Source organism: Gemmatimonas aurantiaca T-27 (genome assembly GCF_000010305.1).
Taxonomy (GTDB): domain Bacteria; phylum Gemmatimonadota; class Gemmatimonadetes; order Gemmatimonadales; family Gemmatimonadaceae; genus Gemmatimonas; species Gemmatimonas aurantiaca.
In genome coordinates this window covers 605956-623396 of sequence record NC_012489.1, presented here as the reverse complement: position 1 = coordinate 623396, position 17441 = coordinate 605956, and the positions used below count along the sequence as shown (strand labels likewise).

At 63.9% G+C, this 17441-nt stretch carries 15 protein-coding genes; 13 read left to right on the top strand and 2 right to left on the bottom strand.

Annotated elements, in window-relative coordinates; all coding sequences use genetic code 11:
- The first annotated feature begins 6 nt into the window (after positions 1-6).
- The 13 genes from nth (at position 7) to GAU_RS02660 (ending at position 12859) form a co-directional block, all read left to right on the top strand.
- Positions 7-840 carry an endonuclease III gene (nth, locus tag GAU_RS02720; protein ID WP_083765404.1) on the top strand — a complete coding sequence of 278 codons (834 nt, stop codon included), beginning with the start codon at positions 7-9 and terminating at the stop codon, positions 838-840.
- Between the two features lie 55 nt (positions 841-895).
- Positions 896-1366 (top strand): peptidylprolyl isomerase, encoded by a 471-nt coding sequence (locus GAU_RS02715; protein WP_012682023.1) that lies wholly within the window; start codon positions 896-898, stop codon positions 1364-1366.
- Between the two features lie 23 nt (positions 1367-1389).
- A complete protein-coding gene (locus GAU_RS02710; RefSeq protein WP_012682022.1) occupies positions 1390-1584 on the top strand; it encodes a hypothetical protein in 195 nt (64 codons plus the stop codon).
- Between the two features lie 368 nt (positions 1585-1952).
- On the top strand, positions 1953-2585 hold the full coding sequence (locus GAU_RS02705; protein ID WP_012682021.1) for a TetR/AcrR family transcriptional regulator: 633 nt from the start codon (positions 1953-1955) through the stop codon (positions 2583-2585).
- Positions 2586-2607: 22 nt separating this feature from the next.
- On the top strand, positions 2608-4044 hold the full coding sequence (locus tag GAU_RS02700) for a TolC family protein (protein ID WP_012682020.1): 1437 nt from the start codon (positions 2608-2610) through the stop codon (positions 4042-4044).
- Positions 4045-4080: 36 nt separating this feature from the next.
- Positions 4081-5118, top strand: a complete 1038-nt coding sequence (locus tag GAU_RS02695) for an HlyD family secretion protein (protein WP_012682019.1) — start codon at positions 4081-4083, stop codon at positions 5116-5118.
- 6 nt (positions 5119-5124) lie between these two features.
- Complete coding sequence (locus tag GAU_RS02690; protein WP_052574201.1) at positions 5125-6750, top strand: DHA2 family efflux MFS transporter permease subunit; 1626 nt, start codon at positions 5125-5127, stop codon at positions 6748-6750.
- Between the two features lie 346 nt (positions 6751-7096).
- Positions 7097-7711: an HDIG domain-containing metalloprotein gene (locus GAU_RS02685; protein ID WP_052574580.1), complete on the top strand. Its 615-nt coding sequence runs from the start codon at positions 7097-7099 to the stop codon at positions 7709-7711.
- A gap of 86 nt (positions 7712-7797) precedes the next feature.
- Positions 7798-8391 (top strand): RNA polymerase sigma factor, encoded by a 594-nt coding sequence (locus GAU_RS02680; protein ID WP_169307568.1) that lies wholly within the window; start codon positions 7798-7800, stop codon positions 8389-8391.
- Positions 8388-8819, top strand: coding sequence for a hypothetical protein (locus GAU_RS02675; protein ID WP_012682015.1), 432 nt, complete (start codon positions 8388-8390; stop codon positions 8817-8819). The genes GAU_RS02680 and GAU_RS02675 overlap by 4 nt, the downstream gene beginning before the upstream one ends.
- Positions 8820-8835: 16 nt before the next feature.
- Positions 8836-9231, top strand: coding sequence for a hypothetical protein (locus GAU_RS02670; protein WP_012682014.1), 396 nt, complete (start codon positions 8836-8838; stop codon positions 9229-9231).
- On the top strand, positions 9228-10574 hold the full coding sequence (locus GAU_RS02665) for a TolC family protein (protein WP_156798868.1): 1347 nt from the start codon (positions 9228-9230) through the stop codon (positions 10572-10574). The genes GAU_RS02670 and GAU_RS02665 overlap by 4 nt, the downstream gene beginning before the upstream one ends.
- Before the next feature lie 314 nt (positions 10575-10888).
- Positions 10889-12859, top strand: a complete 1971-nt coding sequence (locus GAU_RS02660; protein WP_197526037.1) for a potassium transporter Kup — start codon at positions 10889-10891, stop codon at positions 12857-12859.
- Positions 12860-13018: 159 nt separating this feature from the next.
- Here GAU_RS02660 and GAU_RS02655 read toward each other — a convergent pair whose 3' ends face one another.
- Positions 13019-16132 carry an efflux RND transporter permease subunit gene (locus GAU_RS02655; protein ID WP_012682011.1) on the bottom strand — a complete coding sequence of 1038 codons (3114 nt, stop codon included), beginning with the start codon at positions 16130-16132 and terminating at the stop codon, positions 13019-13021.
- A 50-nt stretch (positions 16133-16182) separates the two neighbouring features.
- Positions 16183-17361: an efflux RND transporter periplasmic adaptor subunit gene (locus tag GAU_RS02650; RefSeq protein ID WP_052574200.1), complete on the bottom strand. Its 1179-nt coding sequence runs from the start codon at positions 17359-17361 to the stop codon at positions 16183-16185.
- Positions 17362-17441 lie beyond the last annotated feature (80 nt).

Sequence of the window (17441 nt, the reverse complement as noted above, 5' to 3'; positions counted from 1 at the left end):
GCCAGCATGGCGCGAGCAACCGGAGGCGGGCCTCGGCAACCCTTGTCGGTGAAAAAGCCCGGTGCCTCGAAACGCGGCGCGGTGCCGTCCGGGACATCTGTGCGCAGTGCGGGCACACCCAAGCCACGACGCACGTCGAAGACGCTGGGCCAGAAACCCTCGCAGCGTGCCGCACCTGTTGCCCGCAGCCCCAAGACGAAGGCCGACAAACAGGCGATCGCCACGGTGGTACTCGAACGTCTGCAGGCGACCTATCCTGATGCGCACTGCGAACTCGATCACCGCAATGCGTTCGAGTTGTTGAGCGCCACCATTCTGTCGGCGCAGTGCACCGACGTGCGCGTGAACATGGTCACCCCTGCGCTCTTTGCCCGTTTTCCGAACCCGGAGACGCTGGCCAACGCGCCGTTGGAAGAAGTCGAAGAGATCGTGCGGACCACGGGGTTTTTCCGCGCGAAAGCCAAAAGCCTGGTGGGCATGGCCAAGGCGCTCGTGCGTGACCATGCGGGCGACGTGCCACGCAGCATCGCCGAATTGGTGCCGCTGCCTGGTGTGGGTCGCAAGACAGCCAACGTCATTCTGGGCAATGCCTTTGGCATCAACGAAGGCATTGTGGTGGACACCCACGTGCAACGACTGGCCCGTCGGCTGGGACTGACCCGGGAACCCGACCCGGTGGGGATCGAGCGGGAACTCATGCCGCTTTTTCCGCGTGATGCGTGGGCGCAACTCAGCCACTTGCTCATCTGGCATGGCCGCCGGACCTGCTTCGCCAGAAAACCCGCCTGCGACCGCTGTGTGCTGGCCGACGTTTGCCCCAGCGCGGGCATCGACGCCTGACGGGTCGTTGGATAGGTTTACAGATAGTTCTGATCCTTCAACCGTCGAGAAATCCGTGGCCAAAATCGCTACGATCGAAACCAATAAGGGGACGCTGACCGCCGAGCTGTTCGCCGGAGAAGCGCCGAAGACCGTCGAGAACTTCGAGAAGCTGGCCAACTCGGGTTTCTATGACGGGGTGAAGTTCCACCGCGTGATCCCCGACTTTGTCGTGCAGGGCGGTGACCCGCAGTCGCGCGATCTGCCGGAAGGCGATCGTCGTATCGGTTCGGGCGGCCCGGGCTGGCAGATTCCGTGCGAAACAAAGGGCAACCCGCACACGCACAAGGTTGGCGCGCTCTCGATGGCCCATGCGGGTCGCGATACGGGCGGCAGCCAGTTCTTTCTGGTGCTGAGCGAGTCCAACACGCGCCACCTCAATGGCGTGCACACGGTGTACGGCCAGGTGACCGAGGGACTGGAGATCCTGCCGACGATCGTGCAGAATGACCACATGGTGTCGGTCCGCGTGGCCGACGTCGACTAACTTTTCCTTTCACACCACCGATCATGGCTGGACACGACAAGCACGCCGCGCAGAGCAGTGATATGGGCGCCGCGTTCATGGGACTCATCGGGGGCTCGATTTTCATCGGTGCCATCCTGTACGGGATCGTGGTGTGGACGAACGCGAAGTTCGCCGGCCATGCTGCCGAAGCGAAGCACACGAGCGCGTTGGTGATCGAGGTTCCCTCGGTCGGCTAAGCGGCTTCGTGCTGGAGTGATGAGCGGGCTCGGCGTTTGCCGGGCCCGTTTTGTTTGGTGGTGGTGCTGGGGGGCGCCCCTTTGGGGCGCGATACCTGCAGGATGAACTGCCGGATACCAGCATGATTGGAATCGAAATATACCAGAATGTTCTAATACTGTATTGTTAGTGTTTTTAAAATGTGAACATTGACGATCAATCATGCTGGTATCCGGCTGTTGATCCTGCAGGTATCGCCGCCGCAGGCGGCCCCCGGGATCTCCCAGAAGCCCAAATCCATCCGCCAATCCCCCACTTGCGTCCGAAACCTGAATCGCATTGATTCGTCTCCAGACTGACCAGTCAGTCAGTAACAGCCGAGACCATCGTGACTCTTGCTCCAGACTCGCCTTCCACGCGCCGACGAGCGCCGGAAGAGCGACCACAACAGATCATCGACGCCGCCTTTCACGAGTTTGGTGAGCGCGGCTTGGCGGGAACACGCCTCGATGACATTGCCAAGCGTGCTCAGGTCGCCAAAGGCACCATTTATCTCTACTTCCCGAACAAGGAAGCGTTATTCCGAGAAATGGTGCGCACCACGATTGTGGTGGCATTGAGCGAAGCAGAGGCGTCACAAGAAGCGCACAAAGACGCCAGTTCGGCGTCACAAATTCGAGAATTTGCCACAAGGTCGTGGAATTTTCATCGGACGGACCGGGTGCGCGTGCTCAAGCGCCTCGTGCACGACGAACTCGTGAATTTCCCCGATCTCATGGCCTTCTACGCCGACGAAGTCATCGCGCGTGGCCGACGCCTGATGGCGAGCATCGTTGAACGCGGGATCACGCGTGGTGAATTCCGGCCGGTCGATCCGCACATGGCCGCCCGCATGTACTCCGCGCTCCTCATCTCCCACAGCACCTGGTGCAACAACCGGGCGTTCCACCCACAGCTCGGCACCGACGACCAGGTCCTCGACGAAATACTCGGATTTTACCTCCACGCGCTCAAACCCTGAGCGGAAATTCCATCAATCTTCCATGACATACAGCATTCTACAAACATCTGACGATTCGGGCCCGGATCGATTGGGGCATGGCGGGCCGCGCCGCGGCTCAAGCCGTGCCCCTGCCTCACGAGCCCGGATTGTCGCGGCTACCGTCGCGGGCCTGTTCCTGGCGCTTGGTGGCTCACAAGCCGAGGCCCAGACCCGGATCACGCTGGGAGACGCCGCGCGCCTGGCCGCCAAGCAAAACGGGGCCATCGACATCTCCAAGGCTCGTGTTGAACAGGCCGCGGCACGCGCCACGCAACGCAGAGGAGCTCTGTTTCCAGACCTTGCAGGCGCCATTATTCAGTCAGAAAGAACACTCAATACTGCCACTTTCGGATTTTCGTTCGTCAATCCGGTGACTGGCGCGCCGATGATGCGGCCGGACGGTGAACTGCTTGGCCCCGTGCCCACGATCGACCTCCGGTACCGTGTGCAGGCGCCTCTGCTCGATCTGGGCAAATGGGGGAGTTGGCGTGCCGCGCAGGCCAGCACCACGGCCGCTGGCGCCGAGGTGAACGCCCAGGCCGAGGGCGCAGCGGCGGCCGCCGCCGCGACCTATGTGCGGGCCGCGCGGGCCGAAGCGCAGTTGTCGGCTCGTCGAGCGGATTCGACGCTCGCCGCAGACTTGCTGGGCATCGCGCGCGATCAGTTGCAGGCGGGGGTCGGTATCGCCCTCGACGTCACCCGCGCGGAATCGCAGCTCGCCAATGTGCGCGCACAGATCATCATGGCGCGGAACGACCGCGACCGCACCTTGCTCGAGCTCAAGCGGATCACCGGCGTGGCCGCCGATGCCTCACTCGAACTGGCCGATTCTCTGGCCGGGTTGCCGTTGGCCAGTGCCCTGCCCTCCGCCAGCGAAGCGCTGACGGCCGCGCTCGACACTCGGGCTGACGTGCGGGCGCTCAAGGCACAGGAGTTTGCGCAGCAACAGTCGGCCAAGGCCATTCGCTGGGAACGGGCGCCCCAACTCGGGCTCACGGTGGACCACGGCGTGATCGGCCGCAACTACGAGCGCCTGCTGCCCACCTACACCTGGGGCGTGCAGCTCTCGGTGGGTGTGTTCGACGGATTCCGTCGCGAATCACGTCTCGAGGAGCAGGTCGCGGCGGCTCGTGAGACCGATGCACGCCTGCGCGATCTGCGCGCACAGAGCTCGCTCGAAGTGCGCGCGGCGCTGCTGGATCTTGGCTCGGCTCAGGAACAGGTGGACGCGGTGCGAGAACGTCTGCGCCTCGCCGAACAGGAAGTTTCCCAGGCGCAGGAGCGCTTCCGTGCCGGTGTGGCCGGCAATGCGGATGTGATCACGGCCCTGCTCTCACTCAATCAGGCGCGCACGCTGCGCAACGACGCGTTGGCTGCCTATCACGGCGCCCGCGTGGCCCTCGCCAAGGCGATGGGCGATGCACAGAAGCTGCCCTGATCCGATACATCATCCCACTCAGAACAGACCACTTCCATGGCTCGCCCGAATATTCGTCTCCTGATCCCGATCGCCGCCCTCGTGGCCGTGGGCATCTGGGGCTATCAACGCTGGTCCTTTGGTCGCTCCCATGAGTCGACCGACAACGCTCAGATCGACGGCCACATCGTACCGGTGGTGGCCAAGGTCGGTGGCTATGTCACCGCCATCAACGCCATCGACAACGGCCATGTCGACGGCAAACACGTGCTCGTGAAACTCGACACGCGCGAACTCGAGGTGAAGCTCGCCCAGGCAGAAGCGGAGCTCGCCGCCGCGCGGGCATCGGCCGGTGGCCGCGGCCTGGAAGGCCAGGCGGTGACGGTGGTGCGTACGGCGTCGAGCCAACGTGATGTCGGCTCCGCGCAGGTGGACGCGGCCAAGGCGCAGCTCATTCGGGCCCAGGCCGACCTGACGCGTGCGAAGGAGCTCGCCGGCAAGCAGATCATCAGCATGGCGCAGCTCGACGGCGCGCAGGCCACCTTCGATGCGGCCACCGCCAACCTCGAAGCCACGCAGCGTCAGGTGCTGGCCGCCACTGGCAGCATCGCCAACGCGCAGGCCGGTGTGCGACTCGCCCAGGCCCGTCTCGCGGCGGCCGAAGCGGCCCGCGACAACGCGGCCTTGCAGTTGTCGTATGCCACCGTCGAGGCGCCGCTCTCCGGCATCGTGTCGCGCAAGCAGGTCGAACTGGGTCAGCTCATTCAGGCCGGTCAGGCGATGATGTCGATCGTGGCCGACACAGGTCTCTTTGTCACGGCCAACATGAAGGAGACGCAGCTCGCGCGCCTGCGCGTGGGGCAGAAGGTCGATCTCGAGATCGATGCCTATGAGGCCACGGCTGAAGGCGAAGTCGAGAGCATCGCGTCGGCCACCGGCGCCAAGTTCGCCCTGCTGCCGCCGGACAACGCGACGGGCAACTTCACGAAGGTCGTACAGCGTGTGCCGGTGCGCATCCGCGTGACGAAGGACCTCGGCAAGGATCGTCCGCTGCGTCCGGGTATGTCGGTGCTGGCCAGCGTCGTCGTCCGGTAACACCCCATGAGCACTTCGGTGGCCAGCCCTTCGGCGTTGGCCGACTCCCCATCGGCGCGAGGCACCTCCGGTGCCGCCAGAGCCGTGGCGGACGATCCGTACAAGAACAAATATCTCATCGCGATCGCGGTGACGTTGGCAGCGGTGCTCGAACTCGTCGACACGTCCATCGTGAACGTCGCGATCCCGCACATGATGGGTACGCTGGGTGCGACACTCGACGAAATCGCGTGGGTGAGCACGTCGTACATCATCGCGAACGTCATCGTCATTCCGATGTCGAGCTGGTTGTCAGGCTTTTTCGGCCGGCAGCGCTATCTCACCGGTTCGATCTTCATCTTCGTCATCGCGTCGTTCTTCTGCGGTGCGGCCACGTCGCTGTGGGGCCTCGTGTTCTGGCGAGTGCTCCAGGGACTGGGCGGCGGCGCGTTGCTCTCGACCGCGCAGACCACGTTGTTCGAAGCGTTTCCGCCGCATGAACGCGGTATCGGTCAGGCCATCTTCGGCGTGGGTGTCATGGTGGGCCCGACCATTGGCCCGACGCTCGGCGGTTTCATCGTCGATGCGTATGCGTGGCCGTGGATCTTCTACATCAACGTGCCGCTCGGCCTGATTGCCGCGCTGATGGTGTGGACGTACGTGAAGGATGCCGCACACCAGGTGCGTACGCGCACGATCGATGGGACGGGCATCCTGCTGCTGACCCTGGCCGTGGGTTCCCTGCAGTGGATGCTGGAGCGTGGCGAACGGTACGACTGGTTCGAGTCACGCTTCGTGCTGACGCTGGCCATCGTGAGCGGGGTGTCGGCGATACTGCTGGTGTGGCGGGAGCTGACGATTGAAGAGCCGGTGATCGATTTCCGCGTGCTCAAATCGCGGCAACTGGCGCCGGGTGTGGTGTTCGCGAGCTTCATGGGCGTGGCGCTCTTTGGCTCGGTGTTCGTACTGCCTGTGTTCCTGCAGTCCCTGCACGGGTACAGCGCGCAGCAGACAGGACTCGTGATCTTGCCGGGCGCTATCGCCTCCGCATTCACGATGGCGATCATGGGGCGTTTCGGCGGGAAGATCGATGCACGCATCCTGGTCACCATTGGTGCCTTTCTGTTCCTGGCGTCGATGACGAAGATGTCGCAGCTCACGTTGGACGCCGGGCAGGACGACATGTTCTGGCCCCTCATCCTGCGCGGCGTGGGACTCGGTTGCCTGTTCGTGCCACTCACCGGCGCCAGCATGGCGGGCATCCCCATGGAACGCCTGGGTCAGGCCACGGGCATGTTCAACCTGATGCGTCAGTTGGGCGGCTCCCTGGGTATCGCCATCATGGCCACCATGCTCTCCCGACTGACCAAGACGGAGAAGGCGGTGCTGACCGAACACGTCGGCGCCTATGATCCGGCCACGCTGGAGCGCCTGAATGGCCTCACCCATGGCCTCATGGGTCGCGGGATCGACGCCGCCACCGCCAAGCAGCAGGCGCTGATGCTGCTGGACGGACAGATCACCGCCCAGGCCAGTGTCATGGCGTTTTCGCGGATCTACCTGATTTCGGGGTTGCTGCTGGTGTCGGCGCTGCCGCTGCTGCTCATCTGGAAGACGGGACGAGCGGTACCGGTGAAGGCAGACGGGCACTAGCGGGGGGGGACCACGAGGAACGGGGGCTGGGGAAACGGAAGCTGGGGGGACGGGAGCTGGACCTACGGGAGCTGGGGACACGGGAGCTGGACCAACGGGGAAAAACGGAAGCTGGACCAACGGGTCAGTCCCACCCGCCTTGGCCCGTGCGTCCAGCTCCCGTAGGTCCAGCTCCCGTTCTTCCAGCTTCCGTTTTTCCAGCTTCCGTTTTCCCAGCTCCCGTCCCCTCAGCTCCCGTCTCCCCAGCTTCCGTTCTTCCAGCCCCCGTAGCTCCAGCGCCCGTTTCTCCGCCCCTGCCCCCCAGCAGTTGTTTCCCCTTCGTTCACGCGCCATTGTGTCTATTGTGATCCCTTCCCGTCTTGAGGCCGAGCGCCTGGTCCATGAGTGGACCGCCTCCGAGTCCCTCCGCAAACACATGCTGGCCGTCGAATGCGCCATGCGCGCGTACGCCCGTCATCTGGGTGAGGACGAGGAGCTGTGGGGGGTGACCGGCCTGATCCACGATTTTGACTACGAGCGGTATCCCAACGCTTCGCAGGCCGCCGATGTCGAACATCCGGCGGAGGGGGTCCGGCACCTGCGCACCCTCGGCTGGCCCGAGAGTGTCTGCGAGGCCGTCTTGGGCCACGCCGACTACTGCGGGGTACCGCGGGAGACCACCATGGCGAAGGCTCTCTTCGCGGTGGACGAACTCTCTGGGCTGATCACGGCCTGTGCGCTGGTGAAGCCGTCCAGGGCCGTGGCCGATGTCGATGTGGCGGGGGTGCGGAAGAAGATGAAAGACAAGGCATTTGCGCGCGGCGTCAACCGCGACGATATCGTGCAGGGCGCTGAGGCGCTGGGGGTGCCGCTGGATGAGCACATCCAGCGGGTCCTGTCGGCTATGCAGGCGCACGCCGGCCCCCTGGGTCTGGCGGGATTGACCCCCCCATCCTCAACGACGTTTTCCGGCGATGCGTAAGTCGGGTGACCCCACCCGATCCTGTGACTGCCCTTTCCCTCCCGATCCCGAGCGCGCCGCCCAGTCATGGGCGTCCCGGACGGGTCGTGTCCGACATTCGTGTCGGGGGGGCGCCCGTGGGTACTGAGCGCCCGATTTCGCCTGAGGCGCTCGAAGAGCGGGAATTGGTCCTGGCGGCGCAGGCCGGGGACAACGTGGCCTTTGCGGGCCTCGTACGCCGCCATCAGCGCCGGGCTTACGCCGTGGCGCGGGCAATCGTCCTATCGCATGACGACGCCGAGGATGCGGTGCAGGAAGGGTTTCTGCATGCGTTCCGTGCGTTGGAGCGTTTCCGTCCCGAGCAGGCGTTCGGGGCGTGGTTGCACCGCATCGTCGCCAATGCGGCCCTCGACATCGCTCGCCGACGCAAGGTGCGTGATGCCGATGAATTGCCGGAGACGCTGTCGTCTCCACATCGTGACCCCGCAGAATCCGACGAACTGCGCGCGCGGTTGACGCGTGCGCTGGACACCCTGGGCGAACGGCAGCGCGCCGTCATCGTGCTGCATGACGTCGAGGGATATAAACACGCAGAGATCGGCACCTTGCTCGGTATTCCCGAGGGGACTGCCCGATCGGACCTGCATCACGCTCGGGCGCACCTCAGGCGTCAGTTGAGCAACCTTCGGAGTGAAAAATGAACGGCACACGGAACGACGACGGGCGGAGCCCGGGCGCGGATCCTCAGGTGACCGCGATGTTGCGGACGCAGTACGCGGCGCCGCAGGACGACGCCTTCTGGACCAAACAGGAACAGCGGATCATGCAGTCGCTGCCCCAGCGACTCGGCAAGGTGGTGCATGAGCTGCGTCCGTCGTGGTGGAGCGGTTTCTCGGAGCTGCGCACGGCGGATCTGCGAACCACCGGATTGGTGGCGGCCACATTGGCGTTGCTGGCGGCCGGTGCCACGTTTGTGCGTGACCAGGCGGCCAATGCGCAGGCTCGTGAACTGGCGGCCCGCGAGGTGGTGGAATCCACCCAGCCGCTCGATGATGTGATGCTGACGCGGGTGCGCCCGCACCTGCCGGCCGACGCGCCGGAACGGTATCTGCATCCGCTCGACTACTAGTCGTCAGCGGTTCGTCGTGTCCTCTCCCCGCCCCAAGTCGCTCGCCATCATGTTCCTCCTCGGTGCCTTCCTCATGGGAGGCGCCGTGGGGTTTGCCGCGGAGCGGGTGGTCACACCACCCAGCGCGCCGCGTGTCACGGATGAGCGCGCCATGCTCGATGAGCTGCACCGGGAACTCGCCCTTAACACTGACCAGCGACAACTCGTCGATTCGGTGTGGGAGTGGCGAAAGGGTCGCTCACGCGAAATTATGCGCATCGTCCGCCCTGCCCTCGATTCCCTCCGGGACAGCGCGCGCGTGCTCATGATGAATACGTTCGACAGTACCCAGGTGGCGGGATTCCGCCGACTGCTCGAACGCAACCAACGCGTCGCCGACAGTACGGCGCGTGCACGAGGTGAAGTCCGGTGAAGCTTGGTCAGTCCGTTGGTCTGGCTATGGTCGGGGCGGTCCTGGTGGCCGCCCCGCTTGGCGCTCAGCCCCCTGCCGTCCCAGAAGACGGCGCCCGTCCCGTGTCGCTGCAGGAAGCGATCGATATGGCTTCGCGCAACGCCCCGGCGGCTGTGCAGGCGCGTGGGCTCAATCGCAACGCCGCCGCCGCCCGTCGGCAGGCGGTGGCTTCCTATTTCCCGACCATCAACCTGTCGGCGACCAGTGGCAATACGCAGGGCACGACCATCAACAGTTTCAATGGTCAGCTGACGGCGTTGTCGGGCAATCCGTGGAGCTATGGCAACACGCTCCGCATGGATCTCGATCTGTTCGACGGCGGGCGCCGCTTCTCTGAAGCGAGACGCATTCGGGCTACGGCTGATGTCGCCGAGGTCGCAGCCACCACCGCACGGTTTGATGCAACTCTGCAGGTGAAGCAGCAGTTCTATGCGGCACTCGCGGCGCGCGAATCCGCCGCCGCTGCCCGGGCACAGCTCGAGCAGGCAGACCAGCAGCTCAAGGCGTCCACGGCTCGTGTCGCCGCTGGAGTCGCCACCAAGTCAGACTCGTTGCGCTCGGCGATCCTGCTCGGCAATGCCCAGCTGGCCGTGCTGACCGCCGAGAACGACCTGCGTGTGGCTAACGCGTCTCTGACGCGTGTCTCCGGCTCGACCACCACTATCACGGCGTCTGCGGCCGATACGCTCGACACGCCCGTTGCTTTGCCGTCGGAAGTAGAACTGACCATGCTCGCGAGCGACGGCCCGGCCATTCGTCTGGCGCAGTCCAACGTGGCAGTGGCCAAGGCAGCCAAACAATCGCAGCGGACGTCGTACCTGCCCACGCTGGGCATGTCGTTTCAGTATGCGTTCAACCAGAACAGCGCGGGGTTCGCGGGTCGCAACCTGCTGCTGGTCGGCAGCGAGCATGCCACGCGCCAGACGATGAACTTCAACATCAACTACCCGCTGTTCAACGGCCTCCTTCGCGAATCACAGTCCGTTCAGGCGGATGTGACGCTCACGAACGCCGAAGCCCAGCTCCGGGACGTGCAGCTCGCGGCCAAGCAGAACCTCACCACGAATCTGCGTTCGCTGCAGAACGCCATGGCCCGTGTCCAGGTGCAGATGGCGGCAATCGCGGCGGCCGAGGAAGACCTGCGGGTGCAGCAGCAGCGGTATGCGTTGGGTGCGTCGACGCTGCTCGACCTGCTCACGTCACAGACCACGCTGAATCAGGCACGCCAGGCACTGATCCAGGCCCGCTTGGACAGCCGCATCGCCCGCGCGCAGCTTTCGGTGCTCATCGGACGGGAGCTGTAGCCGTCGGGGCATTCTTCTGACGTTGGCCCATCGACCCCACACGCCCGCTCCGCGGGAGGTGTGGGGTTTTTGCGTTCGCAGTTCAGATGCGCCTATTGGCTCAGTGTTAGGCAACGCACATCCCGATTACATTCTGTCGAGTCCTACCACACCCAATGACCGACAACCAAGAACCTCCGTCTTCTCAGCCTGAAGCCGGAGCACAAACAGACAGCAGCACCGACGCGAAGCCCGCGGACGAGCCGAGTACACGCTCCTCCGAGCCGCTACGCCACCCCACCGGCCCGGTTCCCGATCCAGGGCCCGTGAACGCCATGTCGGCGGCCCCTGGCTCGGAGTTCCGCTCCAGTACGGGCATGTTCCCCGCCGCGACGGTCACCAGCTCCCATCGCGACGAGCACCCCACCGGCAAGCGGCTCGCCGTGCTCACCCTGACCGCGCTCGGCGTGGTCTACGGCGACATCGGCACCAGCCCACTCTACTCCATCAAGGAGTGTTTCAGTCCGCTCTACGGGTTGGAGCCCACTCGAGAGAACGTGTTCGGGATTCTCTCCATGATCGTGTGGGCGCTGACGCTGGTCGTGACCGTGAAGTACGTGGGATACGTCCTGCGCGCCGACAACCGTGGCGAAGGCGGCACCTTCGCACTGCTCGCGCTGATTTTCCCGCGCGGCACACCGCAGAGTTTTGCCAAGGGCGGCATCTTTGTGGCCCTGGCCTTGTTCGGCACCGCGCTGTTGTACGGAGACGGCATCATCACGCCAGCCATGACGGTGTTGGGGGCCATGGAAGGACTTGAAGTCGCCTTCCCACAACTCGCGCACTACATCGTCCCATTCTCGGTGGTCATCCTCACGGCACTTTTTGTCGTGCAGCGCTATGGCACCGATCTGATCGGTAAGGCCTTCGCCCCGATCATGGTCATCTGGTTCGTGGTCATCGCCACGCTGGGCCTCGTCGAGATTGTGCATTCGCCCTGGATTCTCGCCGCGGTGAATCCGATGTATGCGGTGCACTTCGTACAGGCTCACGAGAAACTCGCGTTTTTTGTTCTCGGCTCCGTGGTGCTGGTGATCACCGGCGGCGAAGCGCTGTACGCCGACATGGGCCACTTCGGGCGTCGTCCGATCAGCATTGCGTGGCTGGTCATGGTGTTCCCCGCGCTGCTGCTCAACTACTTCGGACAGGGCGCCTTGCTCGTACGCCTGCCGGAAGCGGCCGAGAATCCGTTCTTCATGCTCGCGCCGCGCGCGCTGCTGCTCCCGTTGCTGGTGTTGGCGACACTCGCCGCCGTCGTTGCATCACAGGCGATGATCTCTGGTGCGTTTTCGGTTACGCGACAGGGCATCGCCCTCGGTTTCATCCCGCGACTCGAGATCAAGCACACGTCGCAGAAGGAAGAGGGGCAGATCTACATCCCGGAAGTGAACTGGTTCATCGCGGTGGGATGTCTCATCATCGTGGTGGCGTTCAAGAACACCTCGGCACTGGGCGCGGCCTACGGCATTGCGGTGACAGGCACGATGCTGATCACCAGCGTGCTGTTCTACCTCGTCGCCCGCATCCGTTTCCGTTGGAAGCCGTGGCAAGCGATCCTGCTGGCGATGTTGTTCCTTTCCGTGGACCTGGTGTTCTTCTCCGCCAACGTGGTGAAGCTGGCACACGGCGGCTGGGTACCGATGGTCCTGGGTGTGGTCTTGTTTGTCCTGATGCTCACCTGGAAGCGCGGACGTGCGCTGCTCATGCAGCGCCTCGCGGAAGGCACGATGCCCATCACGCTCTTCCTCGATGGTGTGGCGCAGTCGAAGGTCCATCGGGTGCCCGGCACGGCCGTGTTCATGACGGGCAATGATGATGGCGTGCCGCCGGTGCTGTTGCACCATCTCAAGCACAACAAGGTGCTGCACGAGCGGGTACTGCTGGTGTCGGTGAAGACGGCCGACATTCCGGAGACCAGTGCCTCGGAGCGCGTGCGCGTCTTGCCACTCGGTCATGGGTTCTGGCGTGTGATCGCGTCATACGGATTCATGCAGACGCCAAACGTGCCTCAGATCCTCGAGGTGGTGGATCAGATGGGCATTCGCTGCAAGCCGATGGAGACGAGCTACTTCCTCGGGCGCGAGCGACTCATTCCGATCCCGGCCAAGCCGGGAGACAAGATCACCCTGTCGAAGTGGCGCAAGATCGTGTTCTCGATCATGGCGCGGAATGCACGATCGGCGACGGACTTCTTCAATATCCCGCCGAATCGTGTGGTGGAGCTGGGGACGCAGATCGAGTTCTAACGACTGGCTTTGGGCGCCACGGCGTCATGGATATCTAGAGGAATCAGGGGGAAAGTTGGAGAGGGAGCAGATTTACAGGACTGCGTCAGTCCTATCGATCTGCTCCCTCTCCAACTTTCCCCCTGATTCCTCTAGATACAAAAGCGCGAAGCGCCTACCTCAATCCCCCGCCACCGTCGCCGGCTCCAGCGTGGAAGAGGTCGCACGCTTACGACGCGCTTCCCGGCGCTTCACGAAGGCATCGAGATAGGTGTACACCACCGGCGTCACATACAGCGTGATGAGCTGCGAGAACGCCAAGCCGCCCACCACTGCGAGTCCGAGCGGCTGACGCGACTCGGCACCGGCGCCATAGCCGATGGCGATCGGCAGTGTACCCATGAGCGCCGCCATCGTGGTCATCGTGATCGGGCGGAATCGCACACGCGCCGCCTCGAGGATGGCGTCGGTAGGATTCATCCCTTCCTTGCGCTCGGCCTCGATCGCGAAGTCGATCATCATGATCGCGTTCTTCTTCACGAGACCGATGAGCATGATCACACCGACATAGGCGTAGACGCTCAAGTCCTTGCCGAACAGCATCAGTGTCGCCAAGGCACCCACGGCTGCGAACGGCAAGCCAGAGAGAATCGTCAGCGGATGGATGAAGCTCTCGTACAGGATGCCCAGCACCACATAGATGACGAAGATCGCGACCACCAGCAGTGCCAACAGACCACTCTGTGCTTGCGCGAAGGCCTGCGTGTCACCGGACAGCACCGCCGTCACACCCGTCGGCAACACGGCCGCCGCTTCCTGCTGCACCGCATTCACGGCATCACCCAGCGCTACGTCCGGTCGCGTATTGAACGAGATCGATACAGCGGGCTGCTGACCGTTGTGCTGCACCGACTGCGGCCCGACACCCTTGGTGAAGGTTGCCACTGCACCAAGCGGTACCTGATTGCCGGTGTTGGAGCGGATGAACAACTGGCTGAGTGACGCCGGATCACGTTGGAATTCCGGCAGCAACTCGAGGATGACCTGATACTGATTGACTTGCGTGTAGATCGTGGACACCTGACGCTGCCCGTAGGCGTTGTACATGGCGTTTTCGATCTGGCTGGCCGTCACACCGAGCGCCGAAGCACGTTCACGATCGATCGTGACGGACACCTGCGGATTGCCCACCTGCAGGTCGCTGGACACGTTTTCGAGTCCAGGCAGTTCACGCATGCGCTGGTCGAGGGCGCGCGCCGCCGTGTACAACTCGGCGATATCGGAGCCCTGCAGCGAGACGGAGTAGGCGCTGTTGCCGCGACGTCCACCGATGTTGATCGGTGGCGGGTTGCGGAAGAACACCTGCACCCCCGGAACACCGGACGTGGCGCGCGTGAGTTCACGCATCACTTCGTCCACGTGCTTGCGCTGAGCGCGATCGACGAGGGTGAGCTGGATACGGCCGCTGTTGCTGCCACCACCACCACCGCCACCCACCGACATCAACGCGAACTTCACGTTGGGATTGTTGGTGAGAATGGCACCCACTTCACGCACCTTCGCCGCCAGCGCGTCATACCCGATGCCTTCCGGTCCTTCCACGGAGCCCTGCAGACGACCGGTATCTTCAGACGGCAGGAAGCCCTTCGGAATGATGACGAACAGCACCACCGTGGCGGCCAGCGTCAGCGCGCTGAACAACATGGTGAGCGGACGGTGCCGCATCACCCAGTTCAGTGAATCGACGTACAACTTTTCCGTGCCCTGGTAGAGGCGCTCCACCGAGCGCCACTTGCCTTCGGTGGCCGCATGACCTTCGCCGCCCTTGAGGAACTTGGCGGCCAGCATGGGCGTCAACGTGAGCGACACGAAGCCGGACACGAGGATGGCCACGCCGATCGTCACCGCGAACTCACGGAACAGGCGGCCCACCAGGCCCGGCATGAACAGCAGCGGGATGAACACCGCCACCAGGGACAGCGTCATCGAGAGAATCGTGAAGCTGATTTCTCGTGAGCCATCGAGCGCCGCGCGTATGGGACCTTTCCCCATTTCCATGTGACGCACGATGTTCTCGAGCATCACGATGGCGTCGTCGACCACGAAGCCGACGGCGAGGGTGAGCGCCATGAGCGTCAGGTTGTTCAAACTGAAACCCAGCGCGTACATCACGATACAGGTGCCGATGATCGAGAACGGCAGCGCCAGCGACGGGATGATGGTCGCGCGCATGTTGCGCAGGAACAGGAAGATCACCATCACGACCAGCGCCACCGTCAGCAGCAGCGTGAACTGCACGTCCCACACCGAGTGTTCGATGCTCTCGGCGCGGTTGAAGATGGTTTCGACCTGCACACTGGGCGGCAACTGCGGCAGCATCTCCTGCATGGCCGCATCGACACCCTTCGCCGTGCCCACGGTATTGGCACCGGGCTGGCGGATGATGGCGAGCGAGATATTCGAGCGACCATTGAGCTCGCTCATGCCACGCATGTTCTGCAGACCGTCGAACACGTTGCCCAGATCGCCGAGTCGCACGGGCGTACCGTTGCGATAGGCGACGACCAGCGCGCGGAACTCCGCCGCGTTCTTGAGCTGACCGGTGGCCTGCAGCGTGAACGACTGGTTCGGACCCATCAGCACGCCGGCCGGTGAGTTCGAGTTGCCCGAGTTGATGGCCGACTGTACTTCGTCGATGCCGATACCACGCTGCGCGAGTGCGCTCGGGTCGAGCTGCACGCGCACGGCGTACTTGGCCGAACCGAACACCTGCACCTGCGCCACACCGGTGATGGTGCTCAAGCGCTGCGCAATGAATGTCTCGGCGTATTCGTTCAGCTCCGTGCGCGAAAGCACGTCGGAGTTGAGCGAATACATCATGATCGGCGCGTCGGCCGCGTTGGCCTTGTTGTACGAGGGCGGGTTGATCCCCTGCGGCAACTGACGCAGCGCCTTGGAAATGCCCGACTGTACGTCGGCAGCCGCCTTGTCGATGTCGCGATCGAGATTGAACTGGATCGTGACATTGGTGCTGCCCTGCGAGCTTCCCGACGTGATGTTGTCGATGCCGGAAATCGTCGCGAACTGCTGCTCGAGAGGTGTCGCCACCGACGCCGCCATGACTTCCGGGCTTGCGCCGGGCAGGTTGGCCGAGACGGTGATCGTGGGGTAGTCGATCGTGGGCAGATCGCTGACCGGCAGCCTCTGATACGCGAGCACACCGAAGATCAGGATGGCGGACATGACGAGCGTCGTCATGACGGGTCGCCGGATCCAGATCTCGCTGATGTTCATGCCTTCGACCGGCTCACCGGCCCCGTCGTTCTGCTGCTGCCGTTCGTCGCTCATCGCGCCTGGCCTCCCTGGCCTCCGGACTGCCCGCCATTGCCCCGCGGCGAATTGGCCGCGCTGCCGGCACCACCGTTACCACCACGCTGTCCACCGCCGGAATCGGCCTTGCGTGGGCGATCACCTTCTTCGCCACGCAGGCGCACCGACGCACCATCGGACAAGCGCGTCTGCCCTTCGATGATGACTTGCTCACCACCTACCAGGCCACTGTCCACACGAATGAGCGAACCGGCGAGGCGGCCCGGCTTCACCACCGTGCGCTTCGCCTTGCCGTCTTCCATCACATACACAAACGACGTCGTGCCCGTGGTCACCACCGCAATGGACGGCACGGTGATCACGTTCTGCTCGACATCGAGTTGCAGACCGACGCTCACGAACTGACCGGGCCACAGCGCGCGATCTTCATTGGGCACGCGCGCCTTGAGCAGCACCGAGCCGGTGGTGCGATCGACCTGATTGTCGACAAACGTCAGAGTGGCCTTGATCGACTTGGTCGTGTCGGCGCCATTGGGCGTGACCTTCACCGCCAACGGCTTGTCGACACCCGCGCGGCGACGCATCTCCTCGAAGTCCTTTTCAGGCACGGGGAAACGCACCAACACCGGACGCAGCTCATTGATTGTCACGAGCTGGTCGGTGGAAGCGCGCACGAGCGCGCCGGCGCGGAACAACAACTGGCCGGTGCGACCGGAAATCGGCGCCTTGACCACGGTGTTTTCGAGATCGAATCGTGCCCGATCGAGCGAGGCGCGGTTGGCAGACACGGTGGCGGACAGCGCCGACACTTCAGCGAAGGCCTGATCGAGCTGCTGCTTCGTGACGTACCCGTCGCTGGCGAGTGCTGCAAAGCGCGCCGAGTCGGCACGTGCACGCACCAAGGTCGCCTCGTCGCGTGCCAGGGTGGCTTGCACCCGCTGCAGTTCCGCGCGGAAAGGCCGAGGATCGATCTCGAACAACACCTGTCCTTGCGAGACTTCATCGCCTTCAGCGATCGCGATACGTGTCAACTGACCGGACACGAGCGACTGCACAGCGACGGTGCGGTTCGGCTCGACCTGGCCGTTGGCAACGACGATATAAGGAAGCGCCCCCTTCGCTGCCGGTTCTACCGAAACGGTGGGCGTCGGGCGCTGCGGACGCACTTGCTCCTTGCAGGCGCCGAGCGCCATGAGGAGAAGAAACGCCGCGCGAGGAGGGAGAGCGGGCTGTATGAAAAACCGACGCGCAGGCGTCGGCGTTGCAATGGCTG